18 protein-coding genes are annotated in these 15,671 nt (G+C 63.8%); 12 read left to right on the forward strand and 6 right to left on the reverse strand.

Features of this window, described 5'->3' with window-relative positions:
• Nucleotides 1–3: 3 nt before the first annotated feature.
• Nucleotides 4–981 (reverse strand): NAD(P)H-quinone oxidoreductase, encoded by a 978-nt coding sequence (locus Q0139_RS01145; protein ID WP_298016218.1) that lies wholly within the window; start codon nucleotides 979–981, stop codon nucleotides 4–6.
• A gap of 95 nt (nucleotides 982–1,076) precedes the next feature.
• On the opposite strand from Q0139_RS01145, the gene Q0139_RS01150 reads away from it, so the two are divergent.
• From Q0139_RS01150 to Q0139_RS01160, 3 genes are all read left to right on the forward strand, one after another.
• Nucleotides 1,077–1,274: a DUF1192 domain-containing protein gene (locus Q0139_RS01150; RefSeq protein WP_298016102.1), complete on the forward strand. Its 198-nt coding sequence runs from the start codon at nucleotides 1,077–1,079 to the stop codon at nucleotides 1,272–1,274.
• 135 nt (nucleotides 1,275–1,409) lie between these two features.
• Complete coding sequence (clpA, locus tag Q0139_RS01155) at nucleotides 1,410–3,740, forward strand: ATP-dependent Clp protease ATP-binding subunit ClpA (RefSeq protein WP_298016104.1); 2,331 nt, start codon at nucleotides 1,410–1,412, stop codon at nucleotides 3,738–3,740.
• 262 nt (nucleotides 3,741–4,002) lie between these two features.
• Complete coding sequence (locus Q0139_RS01160) at nucleotides 4,003–6,309, forward strand: transglycosylase domain-containing protein (protein WP_298016107.1); 2,307 nt, start codon at nucleotides 4,003–4,005, stop codon at nucleotides 6,307–6,309.
• Between the two features lie 9 nt (nucleotides 6,310–6,318).
• On the opposite strand, the gene Q0139_RS01165 is transcribed toward Q0139_RS01160, so the two are convergent.
• Nucleotides 6,319–6,933: a helix-turn-helix domain-containing protein gene (locus Q0139_RS01165; RefSeq protein WP_298016109.1), complete on the reverse strand. Its 615-nt coding sequence runs from the start codon at nucleotides 6,931–6,933 to the stop codon at nucleotides 6,319–6,321.
• A gap of 155 nt (nucleotides 6,934–7,088) precedes the next feature.
• Here Q0139_RS01165 and Q0139_RS01170 point away from each other — a divergent pair, with 155 nt between their 5' ends.
• The 8 genes from Q0139_RS01170 to Q0139_RS01205 all read left to right on the forward strand — a co-directional run bounded on the left by Q0139_RS01170 (nucleotide 7,089) and on the right by Q0139_RS01205 (nucleotide 12,458).
• A complete protein-coding gene (locus tag Q0139_RS01170; protein ID WP_298016111.1) occupies nucleotides 7,089–7,523 on the forward strand; it encodes a VOC family protein in 435 nt (144 codons plus the stop codon).
• A gap of 23 nt (nucleotides 7,524–7,546) precedes the next feature.
• Complete coding sequence (locus tag Q0139_RS01175) at nucleotides 7,547–8,284, forward strand: glutathione S-transferase family protein (RefSeq protein ID WP_298016113.1); 738 nt, start codon at nucleotides 7,547–7,549, stop codon at nucleotides 8,282–8,284.
• On the forward strand, nucleotides 8,281–9,009 hold the full coding sequence (locus Q0139_RS01180) for a DUF1428 domain-containing protein (protein WP_298016115.1): 729 nt from the start codon (nucleotides 8,281–8,283) through the stop codon (nucleotides 9,007–9,009). Before Q0139_RS01175 ends, Q0139_RS01180 begins: the two co-directional genes overlap by 4 nt.
• Before the next feature lie 3 nt (nucleotides 9,010–9,012).
• Nucleotides 9,013–9,801, forward strand: a complete 789-nt coding sequence (locus tag Q0139_RS01185; protein ID WP_298016117.1) for a VOC family protein — start codon at nucleotides 9,013–9,015, stop codon at nucleotides 9,799–9,801.
• The gene (locus Q0139_RS01190; RefSeq protein WP_298016119.1) at nucleotides 9,798–10,292 is read left to right on the forward strand and encodes a VOC family protein; all 495 of its coding nucleotides are present in this window, start codon (nucleotides 9,798–9,800) and stop codon (nucleotides 10,290–10,292) included. Before Q0139_RS01185 ends, Q0139_RS01190 begins: the two co-directional genes overlap by 4 nt.
• A 131-nt stretch (nucleotides 10,293–10,423) precedes the next feature.
• Nucleotides 10,424–11,098: a dihydrofolate reductase family protein gene (locus Q0139_RS01195; RefSeq protein WP_298016121.1), complete on the forward strand. Its 675-nt coding sequence runs from the start codon at nucleotides 10,424–10,426 to the stop codon at nucleotides 11,096–11,098.
• The gene (locus Q0139_RS01200) at nucleotides 11,092–11,748 is read left to right on the forward strand and encodes a glutathione S-transferase family protein (protein WP_298016123.1); all 657 of its coding nucleotides are present in this window, start codon (nucleotides 11,092–11,094) and stop codon (nucleotides 11,746–11,748) included. The genes Q0139_RS01195 and Q0139_RS01200 overlap by 7 nt, the downstream gene beginning before the upstream one ends.
• Nucleotides 11,749–11,825: 77 nt before the next feature.
• On the forward strand, nucleotides 11,826–12,458 hold the full coding sequence (locus Q0139_RS01205) for a glutathione S-transferase family protein (RefSeq protein ID WP_298016125.1): 633 nt from the start codon (nucleotides 11,826–11,828) through the stop codon (nucleotides 12,456–12,458).
• A gap of 7 nt (nucleotides 12,459–12,465) precedes the next feature.
• Here Q0139_RS01205 and Q0139_RS01210 read toward each other — a convergent pair whose 3' ends face one another.
• Both Q0139_RS01210 and Q0139_RS01215 read right to left on the reverse strand, forming a co-directional pair.
• Nucleotides 12,466–12,828: a GFA family protein gene (locus Q0139_RS01210; RefSeq protein ID WP_298016127.1), complete on the reverse strand. Its 363-nt coding sequence runs from the start codon at nucleotides 12,826–12,828 to the stop codon at nucleotides 12,466–12,468.
• A gap of 126 nt (nucleotides 12,829–12,954) precedes the next feature.
• A complete protein-coding gene (locus Q0139_RS01215; protein WP_298016129.1) occupies nucleotides 12,955–13,707 on the reverse strand; it encodes a Bax inhibitor-1/YccA family protein in 753 nt (250 codons plus the stop codon).
• 126 nt (nucleotides 13,708–13,833) lie between these two features.
• Here Q0139_RS01215 and thpR point away from each other — a divergent pair, with 126 nt between their 5' ends.
• Nucleotides 13,834–14,379 carry an RNA 2',3'-cyclic phosphodiesterase gene (thpR, locus tag Q0139_RS01220; RefSeq protein WP_298016131.1) on the forward strand — a complete coding sequence of 182 codons (546 nt, stop codon included), beginning with the start codon at nucleotides 13,834–13,836 and terminating at the stop codon, nucleotides 14,377–14,379.
• Here thpR and Q0139_RS01225 read toward each other — a convergent pair.
• Together Q0139_RS01225 and Q0139_RS01230 are read right to left on the reverse strand one after the other, a co-directional pair.
• The gene (locus tag Q0139_RS01225) at nucleotides 14,376–15,176 is read right to left on the reverse strand and encodes a fructosamine kinase family protein (RefSeq protein ID WP_298016133.1); all 801 of its coding nucleotides are present in this window, start codon (nucleotides 15,174–15,176) and stop codon (nucleotides 14,376–14,378) included. The two genes, thpR and Q0139_RS01225, sit on opposite strands and share 4 nt — an antisense overlap.
• Nucleotides 15,173–15,637, reverse strand: a complete 465-nt coding sequence (locus tag Q0139_RS01230; protein ID WP_298016135.1) for a low molecular weight protein-tyrosine-phosphatase — start codon at nucleotides 15,635–15,637, stop codon at nucleotides 15,173–15,175. Before Q0139_RS01230 ends, Q0139_RS01225 begins: the two co-directional genes overlap by 4 nt.
• Nucleotides 15,638–15,671: the final 34 nt, after the last annotated feature.

The raw sequence follows: 15,671 nt of genomic DNA on the forward strand, positions 1-15,671 counted from the left end.
CGACTACGCCGTCAAAATAATCTTCCCGATATGATCGCCCGCTTCCATCCGCGCGTGCGCCGATGAAGCTTCGGCGAGCGGGATTGACTGGTCCATCACCGGCTTGAGTTTGCCCTCTTCCACCAGCGGCCAGACGATACGGTGTATCTCGTCGGCAAGCAGCCCCTTGAACTCGCCCGACCGCGCACGCAGCGTCGATCCGGTCAGTGTCAGCCGCCGCGACATCAGCTGCGCCATGTTGATCTCGGCCTGCAGCCCGCCCTGCACGGCGATGGTGACGTGGCGGCCGTCCTCTTTCAGGCATTGCATGTTGCGCGCGACATAATCGCCGGCGACCATGTCGAGCACAATCTCGACGCCCTTGCTATCCGTCAGCGCCTTGACCTCTTCGACGAAATCCCTGGTCTTGTAGTTGATCGCATGCGCCGCACCGATCTTGAGCGCCTCTTCGCATTTCTCGTCGCTGCCGCAAGTGACAATGACGGTGAGATCGAACAGCTTGCCGAGCATGATCGCCATCGATCCGATGCCGCTCGTGCCGCCATGGACGAGCGCCGTTTCGCCTTCCCTGGCATAGGCGCGCTCGAACAGATTGTGCCAGACGGTGAACAGCGTCTCCGGCATCGCCGCCGCTTCTTCGATCGACAGCGCATCGGGCACAGGCAGGCACTGCGGGACGGGCGCGACGCAATATTCGGCATATCCGCCGCCGGAAACGAGTGCGCAAAGCTGCTGCCCCATCAGGTCGCCGGACACACCATCGCCCAGCGCGACGACCTCTCCGGCGATTTCGAGTCCCGGGATGGAAGGAGCGCCGGGCGGGGGCGGATAGAAGCCCTGGCGCTGGATGACGTCGGGCCGGTTGACCCCCGCCGCAGCCACCTTGATCAGGACTTCACCAACAGCCGGTTCCGGCACGTCGCGCGTCACGGGAACGAGCGCTTCGGGGCCGCCGGGCGTCTCGATATCGATCGCGGTCATCGTTTGCGGCAAATCGGCCACGTTTCTTTCCCCTAAACCCCGCAATTCGCCGCCGCCTTATTGACAGCACGGGGGCGAGGGTCAACTTTAGGGTCATGGATTTGGACGAACTTTTCGCCACAAAGCCCGAAGATCCCCTGACGCTGCTTTGCAGGGAGGATCTCGATCCGCTGTCCGTCGCCGAACTGGAATTGCGGATCGAGGCGCTGGAGGCCGAAATCGGCCGGGTAAAGGCGAAGATGGACGGCGCGGTCAGCCATCGCAAGGCGGCCGACGAGCTGTTCAAGCGATGACGGTTTCGCGAAACGGGCAAGCGCCTCACGCGCCGCAATCAGCCTGTTTCACTCGCCTTGTTAACTTTTTCGTTAACCATTCCCATATAGGATTTACGCCGCCCGAAGTGGTTGGAGCGGCACGGAGTTAACCTTATGCCTTCATTTGCCCGCGAACTCGAACAGACGCTGCACAATGCGCTCGCCGAAGCGGCGAACCGCAAGCATGAATATGCGACGCTCGAACATCTGCTGCTGGCACTCACCGACGACGATCACGCGGCACAGGTGATGACGGCGTGCGGCGTCGAGATTTCCGAGCTGCAGGAAGCCGTCACCGTCTATCTCGACAATGAGCTCGACGCGCTCAAGATCGACGGCACGACCGACCCCTCCCCCACCAGCGGTTTCCAGCGAGTCGTTCAGCGCGCGATCCTGCATGTCCAGTCCTCGGGCCGCGACGAAGTGACGGGCGCCAATGTACTCGTCGCGCTGTTTTCGGAACGCGAAAGCTATGCCGTCTATTTCCTGCAGCAGCAGGATATGAGCCGGCTCGACGCCGTCAGCTTCATCTCGCACGGCGTCGGCAAGGGCGACAGCTCGGCCGAACTGCCGCAGGGCACGAACAACGACGAAGAGGCCGAGAGCGAAACCAAGCAGAGTGGCAAGAAGAAGAACGAAAGCGCGCTCAAGCAGTTCTGCGTCGATCTCAACGAGAAGGCGAAGGCCGGCAAGATCGACCCGCTGATCGGCCGTTCGACCGAGGTCGACCGCACGGTGCAGATCCTGTGCCGCCGTTCGAAGAACAACCCGCTCTATGTCGGCGAGCCCGGAGTCGGCAAGACGGCGATCGCCGAGGGCCTCGCCCGCCGGATCACCGAGGGCGACGTGCCCGAAGTGCTCGAACCGGCTGTCATCTACGCGCTCGACATGGGCGCATTGCTCGCGGGAACGCGCTATCGCGGCGATTTCGAGGAGCGGCTGAAGGCGGTCGTCTCCGAACTGGAAAAGCTGCCCCACGCGATCCTCTTCATCGACGAGATTCACACGGTGATCGGCGCGGGCGCGACATCGGGCGGCGCGATGGATGCTTCGAACCTGCTGAAACCTGCCCTCTCCAGCGGAACGATCCGTTGCATCGGATCGACCACGTACAAAGAGTTTCGCAACCATTTCGAGAAGGATCGCGCGCTGCTCCGCCGGTTCCAGAAGATCGACATCAACGAGCCGACGATCGAGGACACGATCAAGATCCTCCAGGGCCTGCGTCCCAATTTCGAGGAGCATCACAAGGTCAAATATACGCAGGACGCGATCAAGGCCGCGGTCGAATTGTCGGCACGCTACATCAACGACCGCAAGCTGCCCGACAAAGCGATCGACGTGATCGACGAGACCGGCGCCAGCCAGATGCTCGTCGCACCGTCGAAGCGCCGCAAGATGATCACGCCGAACGAGATCGAACATGTCGTCTCGATGATGGCGCGTATCCCACCGAAACAGGTGTCGAGCGACGACAAGCAGGTGCTCGAAACGCTCGAGCAGGACCTGAAGCGCGTCGTCTTCGGCCAGGATCTGGCGATCGAGACGCTGTCGTCGGCGATCAAGCTCAGCCGCGCCGGCCTGCGCGAACCGCAAAAGCCGATCGGCAATTATCTCTTCAGCGGCCCCACCGGCGTCGGCAAGACCGAGGTCGCGCGGCAATTGTCGTCGATCCTCGGCATTCCGCTCGAACGTTTCGACATGTCCGAATATATGGAACGCCACAGCGTCTCGCGCCTGATCGGCGCGCCTCCGGGCTATGTGGGCTACGACCAGGGCGGGCTGCTGACCGATGCCGTCGACAAGAACCCGCATTGCGTGCTGCTGCTCGACGAGGTCGAAAAGGCGCATCCGGACCTGTTCAACGTGCTGTTGCAGGTGATGGATAACGGCAAGCTCACCGATCACCACGGCAAGTCGGTCGATTTCCGCAACGTCATCCTGATCATGACGACCAATGCCGGCGCCGCCGACATGGCGAGCGAGGGCATCGGCTTCGGCAATATTTCGAAGGAGGATGCGAGCGAGGAAGCGGTGAAGAAGATGTTCACCCCCGAATTCCGCAACCGCCTCGATGCGATCGTACCGTTCGGCTATCTGCCGCCGCAGGTCGTCGCCCGCGTCGTCGACAAGTTCATCCTCGAACTCGAATTGCAGCTCGAGGATCGCAACGTCCACATCAAGCTCGACGACGAGGCCAAGGCATGGCTCACGAGCCGCGGCTATGACAAGCTGTACGGCGCGCGCCCGATGAGCCGCCTGATCCAGGAGAAGATCAAGCAGCCGCTGGCCGAGGAGCTATTGTTCGGCAAGCTGCTCAACGGCGGCGAGGTCAATGTCACGGTGAAAGACGACAAGCTCGAATTCGAGCTGACCCCCGCCCCGCCCAAGCGTAAACCGCCGAAAAAGAAGAAGAAAACGGCGGCTAAGAGCGAAGAGGGCTGAGGCTGTCGAAGAGGTGAGCGCATCCGCGTTCGCTTCAGACCTGTTAACCTCCGGACTGCCGTCATTGCGAGCTAAGCGAAGCAATCCAGAGCCACAAACGCCATCGCTGGCGGCTCTGGATTGCCGCGTCGCCTTCGGCTCCTCGCAATGACGAGAGATCGATTGCCGATCGCGCTCTACGACAAAGGGCCTCTCCGCCAGCCCGGTCCCCGCGCAAATGCTGGCATCTTCGCTTACACTGCTTTATGTCGGTAACACGGAAATGGCGCAGGACGACAATCACCTGTTCGGGAACGACCCCGAGACGCGTCGGCGGCGGCTGATCGGCCCCTATGCCGACGACCCCGCCTTCGATCCCTATTACGCATCCGATATCCGGGATCGCGCCGATGACGCGCGCTTCGATCCGGTCGATCCCGATTATGACGGCTATACCGAATATGGCCGGGACCATGAGGATCGGGAGCCGGTCGACTGGGCCGGTGCGGTGCGCGAACAGACCGAGGCGCGCGAACGCGATGCTTCGGCGCCGCCGCCCGACGACCCTGACGACATCGCCGAAGATACCCGCCGACCGGGCCGCGGCTGGTGGTTCTGGCTCAAATGGGCGCTGTACGGCTTTCTCGCCTTCTTCTTCATCCTGATCGCCTGGCTGATCATCGCCGCGCCGGTTTCGCGCACGGCCCAGCCGACCGTGCCGCCCGAGATCGTTTTGACCGCGGCGGACGGCACGCCGATCGCGCGTTCCGGCCCGATCATGGACCGGCCGGTGACGATGGACGAGCTGCCGCCCTATGTGGCGCAGGCCTTCATGGCGATCGAGGACCGGCGGTTCGAGGAGCATTGGGGCATCGATCCGCGCGGCATCGGCCGGGCGCTCTGGTCGAACATGACGTCGGACAGCGTCCAGGGCGGCAGTACGATCACCCAGCAGCTCGTCAAGATCACCTATCTGGATTCGGAACGCACACTGTTCCGCAAGATCCAGGAAGTGCCGATATCGCTCTGGCTCGAACTCTGGCTTTCCAAGGACCAGATCATGGAGCGCTATTTGTCGAACGTCTATTTCGGCGACAATGTCTACGGGCTGCGCGCCGCCTCGCTCCACTATTTCTACCGGCACCCGGAAAATCTGACGCTGAGCCAGGCGACGATGCTCGCGGGGCTGGTCAAGGCGCCGTCGCGGCTCGCCCCGACGAACAATCTCGAGGGCGCGCAGGAGCGGCAACGCGTCGTGATCGCGGCGATGGTCGATGCCGGTTATCTGACCGAGGCAGAAGGCGCCGCCGTCCCGCTCGCCGAGGTCGACCACCGGCCGCGAGAGGACATGCCGCGCGGCGGCTATTTCGCCGACTGGGCGATGGACGAGGCGCGCGACGTGCTTCCGGCCGGCTATGAAACGGTCGAGGTACAGACCACGCTAGACTGGGAGTTGCAGCAGCTTGCCGAGCGCGCGGCGCGCAACGGCACGCCGGCGGGCGCGCAGGTGGCGCTGGTGGCGATGCGGACGAACGGCGACGTCGTCGCGATGGTCGGCGGGCGCGACTATGCGACCTCGGCCTTCAACCGCGCGACGCAGGCGGAGCGGCAACCCGGATCGACCTTCAAGATCATCGTCTATTTCGCCGCGCTGCAATCCGGCATGACGCCCGAGACCATCGTCAACGACACGCCGATCGAGACCGGCGATTATCGCCCGTCCAATTCCGGCGGCACCTATCGCGGCCGGATCACCTTGCGCGAAGCCTTCGCCCGGTCGAGCAATGTCGTCGCGGTCCGGCTCTACCAGCAGCTCGGGCCCGAAGCGATCGCCGAAGCCGCGCGCACGCTGGGGCTGGAGCGCGAACTGCCGACCAATCCCGCCGTTGCACTGGGCAGCGCGGAGATGACGCTGCTCGAACTGACCTCCGTCTATGCGTCGATTGCGGGAGGCTATTCGCCGGTTTCGCCGCACGCCATTCCGCAGGAGGAAGCCGGCTTTTTCGGATCGCTCTTCTCCGGACCGAGCCGCGTCCCCTCGCGCCAACGCGAGCAGATGCTCGACCTCTTGAACGCCGCCGTCGACGGCGGCACCGGCAATGCCGCTCGGCTTGCCATCCCGGCCTATGGCAAGACCGGAACGACGCAGAACAGCCGCGACGCGCTGTTCGTCGGTTTCGCGGGCGATCTCGTCGTCGGCGTCTGGATCGGAAACGACGACAACACGCCATTGGGCAGCGCCAGCGGCGGCGGCGCGCCCGCGCGGATCTGGCGCCAGTTCATGGCGGGCGCGATTCAAGGCGCGGCCCCGGCCCCAACGCCCCGCCGGCCCGAACGCCGCGAAGTCGAACCGGCCATCGAGCCGGAAGAACCGGCGATCGAGAAACCCGTCGTCACCTTCGACGAAGACGGCAATGTGATCGTGGAGACGCCCGTCGGGGGCGGCCGCATCGGCATCGACGGCAACGGCCTGACCGTCGAGCCCGACCGCGAAACGCGCCGGCGGCTCGACGAGCTGGAGCGCGTCGGCGAGGACATCGAACGCCGGACCGAGGACGCCCGCCGCGCCGTCGAGGACGCGACGCGCTAGGCTCCGGGGCTAGTCGCCCGTGCCGATCTTTTCGGGGAGCGAAAACAGCGTGAAGAAGCGCTCGGCCGCTTGCCGATCCCCCTCGACGGCAAGCTCGCCCGTCGCTTCGAACTGCTCCAACGGTTTCGTGCCATAGGCAAGCGACGCGACGATCCCCGGCCGGCATTCGAGCAGCGCGTCGACATCCTTGGCCTCGGCTCGGCTCGTGTCGACCCGCCCCTTGTGGGCATGGGCGACAAACTCCTCGCCGCGCAGCCGGAACCCGATGCGCAAATCGAGATTGTCGGGAATATCCGAAACGACCATCGCGCGCAGGCTCAGCATGATGGCGGTGGGCGAGATGTGTAGCGAGGTGTCGTGATCCGGATGGCGCGTCGACCATCTCCCCATCATCTGGATCACCGGTTCCGCCTCATAGCCCCATTCGGTCAAACCGTAGACCTGAACCGATGCGGGCGGCGGCAATTTCTCCCGCCGGACGATCCCGAAACCTTCGAGCCTTTCGAGCCGCTGGGTCAGGACATTGGCACTGAGCCCTGTCAGCTCGGCGCGGATTTCGCCAAACCGTCGGGGCCCGAGCAGCAGTTCGCGAATGATGAGGATCGACCAGCGTTCCCCAATCATTTCAAGCGCAAAGGCCGTGCCGCAGGCATCGTCATACCAGCGCCTTCTCTCGGCTTGCCCCGTTTCGGTTGTTTTTTGTAACTCCACAGTTGCTTTTAATAACTACCATGGCCAACACCGTCAAATACCGATTCGCACGTCGAAAGGAACGCGCCATGAGCAAGATGATTTTCGTGAACCTCCCCGTCTCCGACCTGGCGGCGTCCACCGTCTTCTACCAGTCGATCGGCGGCGAAAAGAACGACATGTTCAGCGACGAAACCGCCGCCTGCATCGTGCTCTCCGACACCATCCACGTCATGCTGCTGACGCACGACAAGTATAAGCAGTTCACGCCGAAGCCGATTGCGGACGCCCATGCGAGCAGCCAGGTGCTGCTCTGCCTGTCGGCCGAGGATCGCGGCGCGGTCGACACGATGGTCGAGGCGGCGGCAGGCGCTGGCGGCAAGGCCGATCCGGGCGAGAAGCAGGATCTGGGCTTCATGTACGGCCGCAGCTTCGAAGATCCCGACGGCCATCACTGGGAAGTCATGCATATGGATATGGAGGCCGCGAGCGAGGCAATGGCGGGTGAGCCGCAAGCGGCCTAACCCACAGCCGAGAGGACAAAGCGATGCAGGTCAACGCCGATCACGCCCCCATCACGATCACCGCGTTCAAATGGGTGCCGCCTTTCGCACGCGGCCAGGTCCGCGATTTCCGGCTGCGCTGGATGATGAAGGAGGTCGGCTGGAGCTATGACGTCGAGCTGATCGACGGCGATACCCTGGCAACCGACGCCTACCGCGCCGAACATCCCTTCGGCCAGGTCCCCTTGCTGCGCGAAGAGGGCCGGCCGACCCTGTTCGAAACGGGCGGCATCGTGCTCGACATCGCCGAACGGACGGGCAAGCTGCTGCCGGAAGACGCAGGCGAACGCGCGATCGTCAAATGCTGGACCTATGCCGCTCTCAACTCGGTCGAGCCGTTCCTGATGGAAGTCTCCTTCGCCGACATTTTTATCGAGGATAAGGAGATCGCCGCAGGCTACCGCCCCTTTGCCGAAAAGATGGCACGGGACCGGCTCGATAAGCTCGCCAATGCGCTCGGGGATCGGGAATGGCTGGCCGGCGGCGACTTTACGATCGCCGACCTGATGATGGCCTCGGTCGTGAAGGTCGCCGACAGCGCCCGGCTGGTCGAGGAACATGACAACCTCGCCGCCTGGCGAGACCGCTGCTTCGCGCGCCCCGCCTATCGGGAGGCGATCGCCGAGCAATGCGCGGATTTTGAGGGATACGGCCCGCAGGATATGGGGTGGTCGGACGACTTCGCCGCACAAATGGCTGAAAAAGAAGGAGAGAGAGCATGACGTTCATTCAGGGATTTCTCGTCCCTGTGCCCGAGGGTAACAGGGAAAAGTATCGCGAGATGGCGAAGAGCGCCGTCCCGATGTTCGAAAAGCACGGCATGGTGCGGATGGTCGAATGCTGGGCCGACGACGTGCCCCATGGCGAAACCACCGACATGTATCGCGCGACCAAGGCCGAGGATGGCGAGATCATCGTCTTCTCCTGGGTCGATTGGGGCACGAAGGAAGCGTGGCAGAAGGCGCATAAGGCCTTTTCCGAGGATGAGGAGATGGAAGCGCCCGCCGAAATGCCGTTCGACGGCATGCGGATGACCTTTGCCGAGTTCGACACGCTGGGCGAGGCCGGTCCGGGCGGCAACTCGGCCTATGTGCACGGCTATGTCGCGCCGGTTCCGAACGCGGGCAAGGACGCCTTTGCCGAGATGTGCGCGACAATGCGCGAGGTGGCGATCGACGCGGGCGCGCTGCGCGCCGTCGACAGCTTCGCGCCATCGATCGCCGACGGGAAAATCACCGATTTCAAGCAGGCGGTGAAGGCCGAACAAGGCGAAAGCGTGGCCTTCGGTTTCACCGAATGGGCGTCGAAAGCGGACTATGAAGCGGGCATGGCGAAGATGCGCGAGGACGACCGCATGCCGGCGCCCGGATCGGACATGCCGATCGACGGGAAGCGGCTGATCTTCGGCGGCTTCGAAGTGTTGCTCGATACGGCACAGGAGGGCTGACCAATGACGAACAAGCATGGCGATTTTGTCTGGTACGAACTGATGACCACCGATGCCGCTGCGGCGCAGGATTTCTATACCGGACTCATTGGCTGGAACTGGGCCGATAGCGGTCAGGACGGCGTCGACTATCGCGTCTTTTCCGCGGGCAGCGAGCAGATCGGCGGAATGCTGGCACTCAACGAGGAAATGACGGCCGGCGGCGCGCGCCCCGCATGGCTCGGCTATGTCCAGACCGACGACCTGTCCGGCGCGCTCTCAAAGTGGAAAGCGGCCGGCGGCAGCGTGATGATCGAGGGGCAGGAAGTGCCCGGCGTCGGCCCCTTCGCGATGGTAACCGATCCGCAGGGCGTGCCGCTCTACCTGATCGACGACCAATCGGGCGAGGAAAGCACCGCCTTCTCCGCCTACGAGCCCAAGGTCGGCCATTGCGCCTGGAACGAACTCGTCACCGCCGATCCCGGCGCCGCCAAGAGCTTCTACGGCGATATTTACGGCTGGGTCGTCGGCGAAAGCATGGATATGGGTCCGATGGGCCAATATGAGATGCTCAAAAATGGCGAAGCCCGCGATTTCATGTTCGGCGCGGTGATGAAAAAGCCCGACGAGATGCCGGTGTCGGCCTGGGCCTATTATTTCCGCGTCCCCGATATCGACGCGGCACAGGCTTATATCGAAGAAAAGGGCGGGCAGATCATGAACGGCCCGATGGAAATCCCCGGCGGCGATTTCGTCATCCAGGGCAGCGATCCGCAGGGCGCGTTTTTCTCGATCATCGGAGCACGCAAATGACGAAACTCACCACCGTTCTGTGGAGCAACCACACCGCGGAGGAACAGGCGGAATTCTATACCTCGCTCGTTCCCGGCAGCCGCATCCTCAGCGTCCAGCGGACGCCGGCCGACACGCCGTCGCAGAAGAAGGGCGACGTCATCGTCGTCGATTTCGAGCTCGGCGGCCAGAATTTCAGCCTGCTCAATGGCGGTCCGATGTTTACGCACAGCGAAGCGGTCAGCATCATGATCTCGACCAAGGATCAGGTGGAGACCGACCGGTTATGGAACGCGATCGTCGACAATGGCGGCGAGGAGAGCGCCTGCGGCTGGTGCAAGGACAAATGGGGTGTCAGCTGGCAGATCACCCCCGATCGGATGATGGCACTGATCTGGGACAATGACGATCCCGCCTCGGCTCAGCGCGCGATGGAGGCGATGATGACGATGCGGAAGATCGAGATCGCCGTGATCGAGGCGGCGGCGAAGGGAGAGACCGCGGACGCGTAACGCATTCTCCCCTCCCGCTTGCGGGAGGGGCCGGGGGTGGGTCCGTTCCCACCAACGATGCGGAACAGGCAACGGACTCGCCCACCCCTAGCCCCTCCCGCAAGCGGGAGGGGAACCGATTGGAGGAACCCATGCCACGCAAGATTACCGGTGCCGCCTTCGTTTCGATGGACGGCGTGATACAGGCCCCCGGCGGGCCCGACGAGGACCCGACCGGCGGCTTTGACGAAGGCGGCTGGGTCTTCAAGATCTGGGACGACGGCGTCGGCGAAACGCTCGGATCGCTGTTCAGCGGCGAATACGACCTGCTGCTCGGGCGGCGGACCTACGATATCTTCGCCGCCTATTGGCCCTATGCCGACGGGGAAAACGCGGAGATGGGCGAGGCGTTCGACCGCGCCAACAAATATGTGCTGACGCGCGGCGATCAGCCGCTGCCATGGCGGAACAGCCATCGGCTGCGCAGCATCGACGATGTCGCGGCGCTCAAGCAGGCGGATGGCGCCGACATGATCATCCAGGGATCGAGCACCATCTATCCGGGGCTGCTCGCCGCCGGGTTGATCGATACGCTGATCACGATGACCTATCCGGTCACGCTGGGGCGCGGGAAGCGGCTGTTCGGCGAAGGCACGCCGGTCGATCTGTTCGAGATGACCGGGCATAGCGTCACCGACAAAGGGACCATGATCGCCACCTACAAGCCGGGCGGTGCATTGCCGCCCTACCCCGATGAAGCGCCGATCCCGATCACCAGCGACCGCGAACTCGAACGGCGGCGGCGGATCGAAGCGGGCACATGGTGATGCAGCTCTACGGGCACCCCTTCTCCTCCTACACATGGAAGGGTCTGATCCCCTTCTACGCCTGCGACATTCCGGTTGAATTCGTCGAGCTGAACCCGATGGAGGGCGGCGAGAATTACGCGTTCGTCCGGAAGGCCCATCCGGCGAGCAAATTCCCCGTGCTGCGCGACGGCGACACGGTGATCATCGAATCGAGCGCGATCATCGAATATCTCGTCGCGACGCGTGATGAGGCACGCAGCCTCATCCCTGCCGATCCGCGCGAAGCGGTGACCGTACGAATGCTCGACCGGGTGTTCGACAATTACGTGATGGGAACGGCGCAGCTCTCGGTGAACGCGCATATCGCCGATGCGGAGAATCCCGACCCGGCGGCATTGGAGGCGGCGAAGACGGGGCTGCTGCGCTCCTATCGCTGGCTCGAAGCCTGGTTGGGCGAAAACGCCTTCCCCGCCCATGTATCGCTTGCCAGCTGCGCCGCGGCGCCGGCGCTGTTCTATGCCGACTGGGTCGAGCGAATCCCCGATGATTGCCCTCGTGTCGCGGAATTGCGCGCCGAACTGCTGGCGCTGCCGGCGGTCAGCCGCTGCGTCGACGATGCCCGCCCCTATCGCGATTATTTCCCGCTCGGCGCCCCCGACAGGGATTGAGGGTATCGCGGGATGGATTGACTCGCTCGATGATGTTCTTATTCTGTTCCATCAATTCGATTCGAGGGGGATGACCGATGGCGGACCTGACATTCTACACCAATCCGATGTCGCGCGGGCAGATCGCGCGCTGGGCGTTGCACGAAGCCGGCGCCGATTACGAGCAGGTGATCCTCGATTACGGCACGACCATGAAGGGCGAGGACTATCTGGCGATCAATCCGATGGGCAAGGTGCCGGCGATCGTGCGGGGCGACGATGTGGTGACCGAATGCGCGGCGATCTGCGCCTATCTCGCCGATGCCTTTCCCGATGCCGGGCTGGCGCCGCACGACGACGAGCGCGCCGACTATTATCGCTGGCTGTTCTTCGCCGCCGGGCCGGTCGAGGCAGCGATCACGAACAAGTCGCTCGGCTTCGCGATCGATCCCGACAAGGAAATGACCGCCGGCTACGGCAATTACGACCGGACGGTTCAGGTGCTGAGCGATCACTTCGCCGATCGCGATTTCGTCTGCGGCGACCGGTTTACGATGGCCGATGTCTATGTCGGCAGCCACGCGGCCTGGGGCATGGAATTCGGCTCGATCACCGAGACCGAAAACCTGAAGGCCTATGCCGCCCGAATCGCCGAGCGCGAGGCCTATCAGCGCGCCAAGGCCATCGACGGCAAGCTGATCGCCGAGGCCGAAGCGGCGAAGGCGAGATAGCCGTCTTCTACCCCCGCCAGTCCGGCGGAAAGGCGTCGTGTTTCGACAGATCGTTCATTGCCTCGACCCAGGGCAACCGGTCCGCCCAGAAGATGTGTTCGGTCCGCTCTGGCGTCAGCGCATCGAACAGGCCGCCCTTCAGCCGGTAATGGTCGGGACGGACATCGCGGCGGCTCCACAGCGGTGAACCGCAACGGCCGCAAAAGCCGCGATATTTCCCCGGGCTGCTTTCATATTCGGTGACATGGTTGCGCGCGATCCAGTCGATCCGGTCGCCATCGACCGGCACGGCGATATTGAAGGCGCTTCCATTGGCGCGGCGGCACTGGCTGCAATGGCAGATCCAGGCGGCCTTGATGGGGCCTGACACGGTAAAGCGCGTCGCCCCGCACTGGCATTGGCCTCGATAGATCATCGGCGCCCTTCCCCCATAAGGAAACGAAAAAGGCCCGGCGAGTCTCCCCGCCGGGCCTTTTTTTGGTCGTCCGGCTTCGGACTATTCCTGACTGCCCATGAAGTTGAGCAGGAACATGAACATGTTGATGAAGTCGAGATAGAGGTTCAGCGCGCCCATGATGACCGTCTTGCCCATCATGTCGGTGCCCGCGACATAGGCGTACATCGACTTGATCTTCTGCGTGTCATAGGCGGTGAGGCCGGCGAAGATCAGGACGCCGATGATGCTGATCACGAAGGCCATCGCTTCCGATTGCAGGAACAGGTTGATGACCATCGCGATGATCAGGCCGACAAGGCCCATCAGCAGGAAGGTGCCCATGCCCGAAAGATCGCGCTTGGTCGTGTAACCCCAGAGGCTGAGGCTGACGAAAGCGGCCGATGTCGCGAAGAAGGTCGTCGCGATCGACTCCCCGGTAAAGCGCAGGAAGATCGTCGACATGGACAGGCCCATGACGACGGCGAAGGCCCAGAAACAGGCCTGAAGCGCGCCCGTCGACATCCGGTTGAGGCCGAAGCTCATCACCAGCACGAACGCCAGCGGCGCGAGCATGATCACCCAGGACAGCAGGCCGCCCGACATGATGATCGTCGCAGCCGGCGATTCGATGCCGCCGCGCGAAAACAGCAGCGCGACGATGCCGGTGAGCAGCACGCCGGACGCCATGTAGTTGTAAACCTTGAGCATATAGGAACGCAGGCCGGCGTCGCGCTCCACGGTCCGGGCGCCCCGGTCGAGGGTCCCCGGCTGTTGGCCCTGTAGGCCGGCATTGGGGTCGGTCCAGTTGGCCATTTCAATCAATCTCCTTTGCGACGGGGCGAATTGCCCGCCTGTCCCGACAATATCGGTGATTGCCGGTTAATTTTCAAGCATATTGGGTTTCGTTCGAGGGGGCGGATTGGTTAAGTATTTTTAGCCATGCACCGCCTGTTCGCCGCCATTCGCCCGCCCGATTCCATCCGCGACCGGCTGCTCGACATCATGGACGGCGTCAAACGGGCGCGATGGCAGGACGACGACCAGCTCCATCTGACATTGCGTTTCATCGGCGAGGTGGAACGGGAGGTAGCCCGCGATATCGCCGCCGCGCTGGGGCGGGTGCGGCAGGAACCGTTCGAAATCGCGCTCGAAGGCGTCGGTACGTTCGACAGCGGCGGCCGGCGCGGCAGCCTGTGGATCGGGGTCCGGCCGCATGACAAGCTGAAGGCATTGCACAAGCGCGTCGACGGGGCGCTACGGACCGTTGGCGTAGCGCCTGATCGCCGCGCCTTCCTGCCGCATATTACCATCGCGCGGCTGAACCGGCGCAGCGGTGAGATCGGGGCGTTTCTCGCGACGCATGGCGGCATCGCCAGCGATCCTTTTCGCGTCGAGGACTTCTGCCTCTACGAGAGTTTTCTCGGCGGCGAAGGTGCGAGCTACGAGATCGTCGAACGCTATCGGCTGGAGCCCGAACGCGGCTAGACCCGCAATTGCGTCAGCAGCCGATCAACCATCCCGGCATAGCCGCTGCCGAACAGCCGCAGATGCACAAGCGCGGGAAAGAGCTTATAGGCCGCCCGGCGTTGCTCCCAGCCGGGTTCGAGAGCGCCATAGGTTTGGTAGAACTCCTCACCCGGCGTCCCGAAAAGATGGAGCATGGCGAGATCGACCTCGGCGTGGCCATAATAGCAGGCCGGGTCGATCAGCGCCGCGAGCCGGCCGTTGCGCCAAAGGATGTTCCCGGACCACAGATCGCCGTGAAGCAGCGAAACGGCGGGCGCGGCTGGCAGGATGTCGTCGAACACGGGGCCCAGCGCCTCGATGCGCCGCAGCCAGTCGCCACCCAGCGGCCGCGCGGTCTCGACGAGACGCTGCCGCCACCAGAATTGCCGCCAGTCGTCCGTCCGCGCATTGGCCAGCACGACATCGCCAAACCGATAGTCCCTGTCCCAACCATAAGCTTCACCGCGCAGACCGTGCATGCGCGCGAGCTTTGCGCCGAGATCGGGCCAGCCGGGGGCACCGTCATTTTCGACATGGCTCAACAGCAGAACCCCCTGCTCCGCCGCGATCACGCGCGGCACGGGCATTCCCGCCTCGCCCATCGCCCGTAACATCGCGGCCTCGGCTCTCACATCGGGGCCGGCCTTCGCGACGCATTGCCCGCCATCCACCGTTGCGAGGACAATCACCTCGTTCAGATCGCCGCCCGCCAGGCGCCGTGCCATCGCCGGGTCTGCCCCGGCCAGCGCCGCAGCGCGATCCGCGAAATCGCTCACCCGGCCTCGATCCGGTCGGCCAGGGCCCTCGCCCCCGTCGTCACATCGGTCCAGGCTACGGCAAACCCATCCTCCTGCCCGTAATAGGGATCGGCGACATCCTCGCCGGACCGCCCCTCGACATGGTCGAGAAAGAGCATCACCTCCGCCCTTGCACCGTCGGGCCGCATCGCCTGCAGATCGGCAAGGACCGCCCCGTCGAGCGCGACGATCCAGTCATGCTTCTCGAAGTCGCGCGGATGAACCTGTCGCGCGCGCTGTGCGCCGATATCGACGTCGTTCGCTTGCGCCACCGCCACCGCGCGGGGATCGGGCGGTTCGCCGACATGCCAGTTTCCCGTCCCCGCCGAATCGATTTCGACATCCAGCCCCCGCCGTTCGGCCTCTGTGCGAAAGGCGCCTTCGGCCAGCGGAGAACGGCAGATATTGCCCAGGCAGACGAACAGGATCGATTGCGGCATGAGGGACTTTCTCGTTGATCGGCGAGGGAAAAGT

Origin of the sequence: uncultured Parasphingopyxis sp. (assembly GCF_937129435.1) — a bacterium.
Classification (GTDB): domain Bacteria; phylum Pseudomonadota; class Alphaproteobacteria; order Sphingomonadales; family Sphingomonadaceae; genus Parasphingopyxis.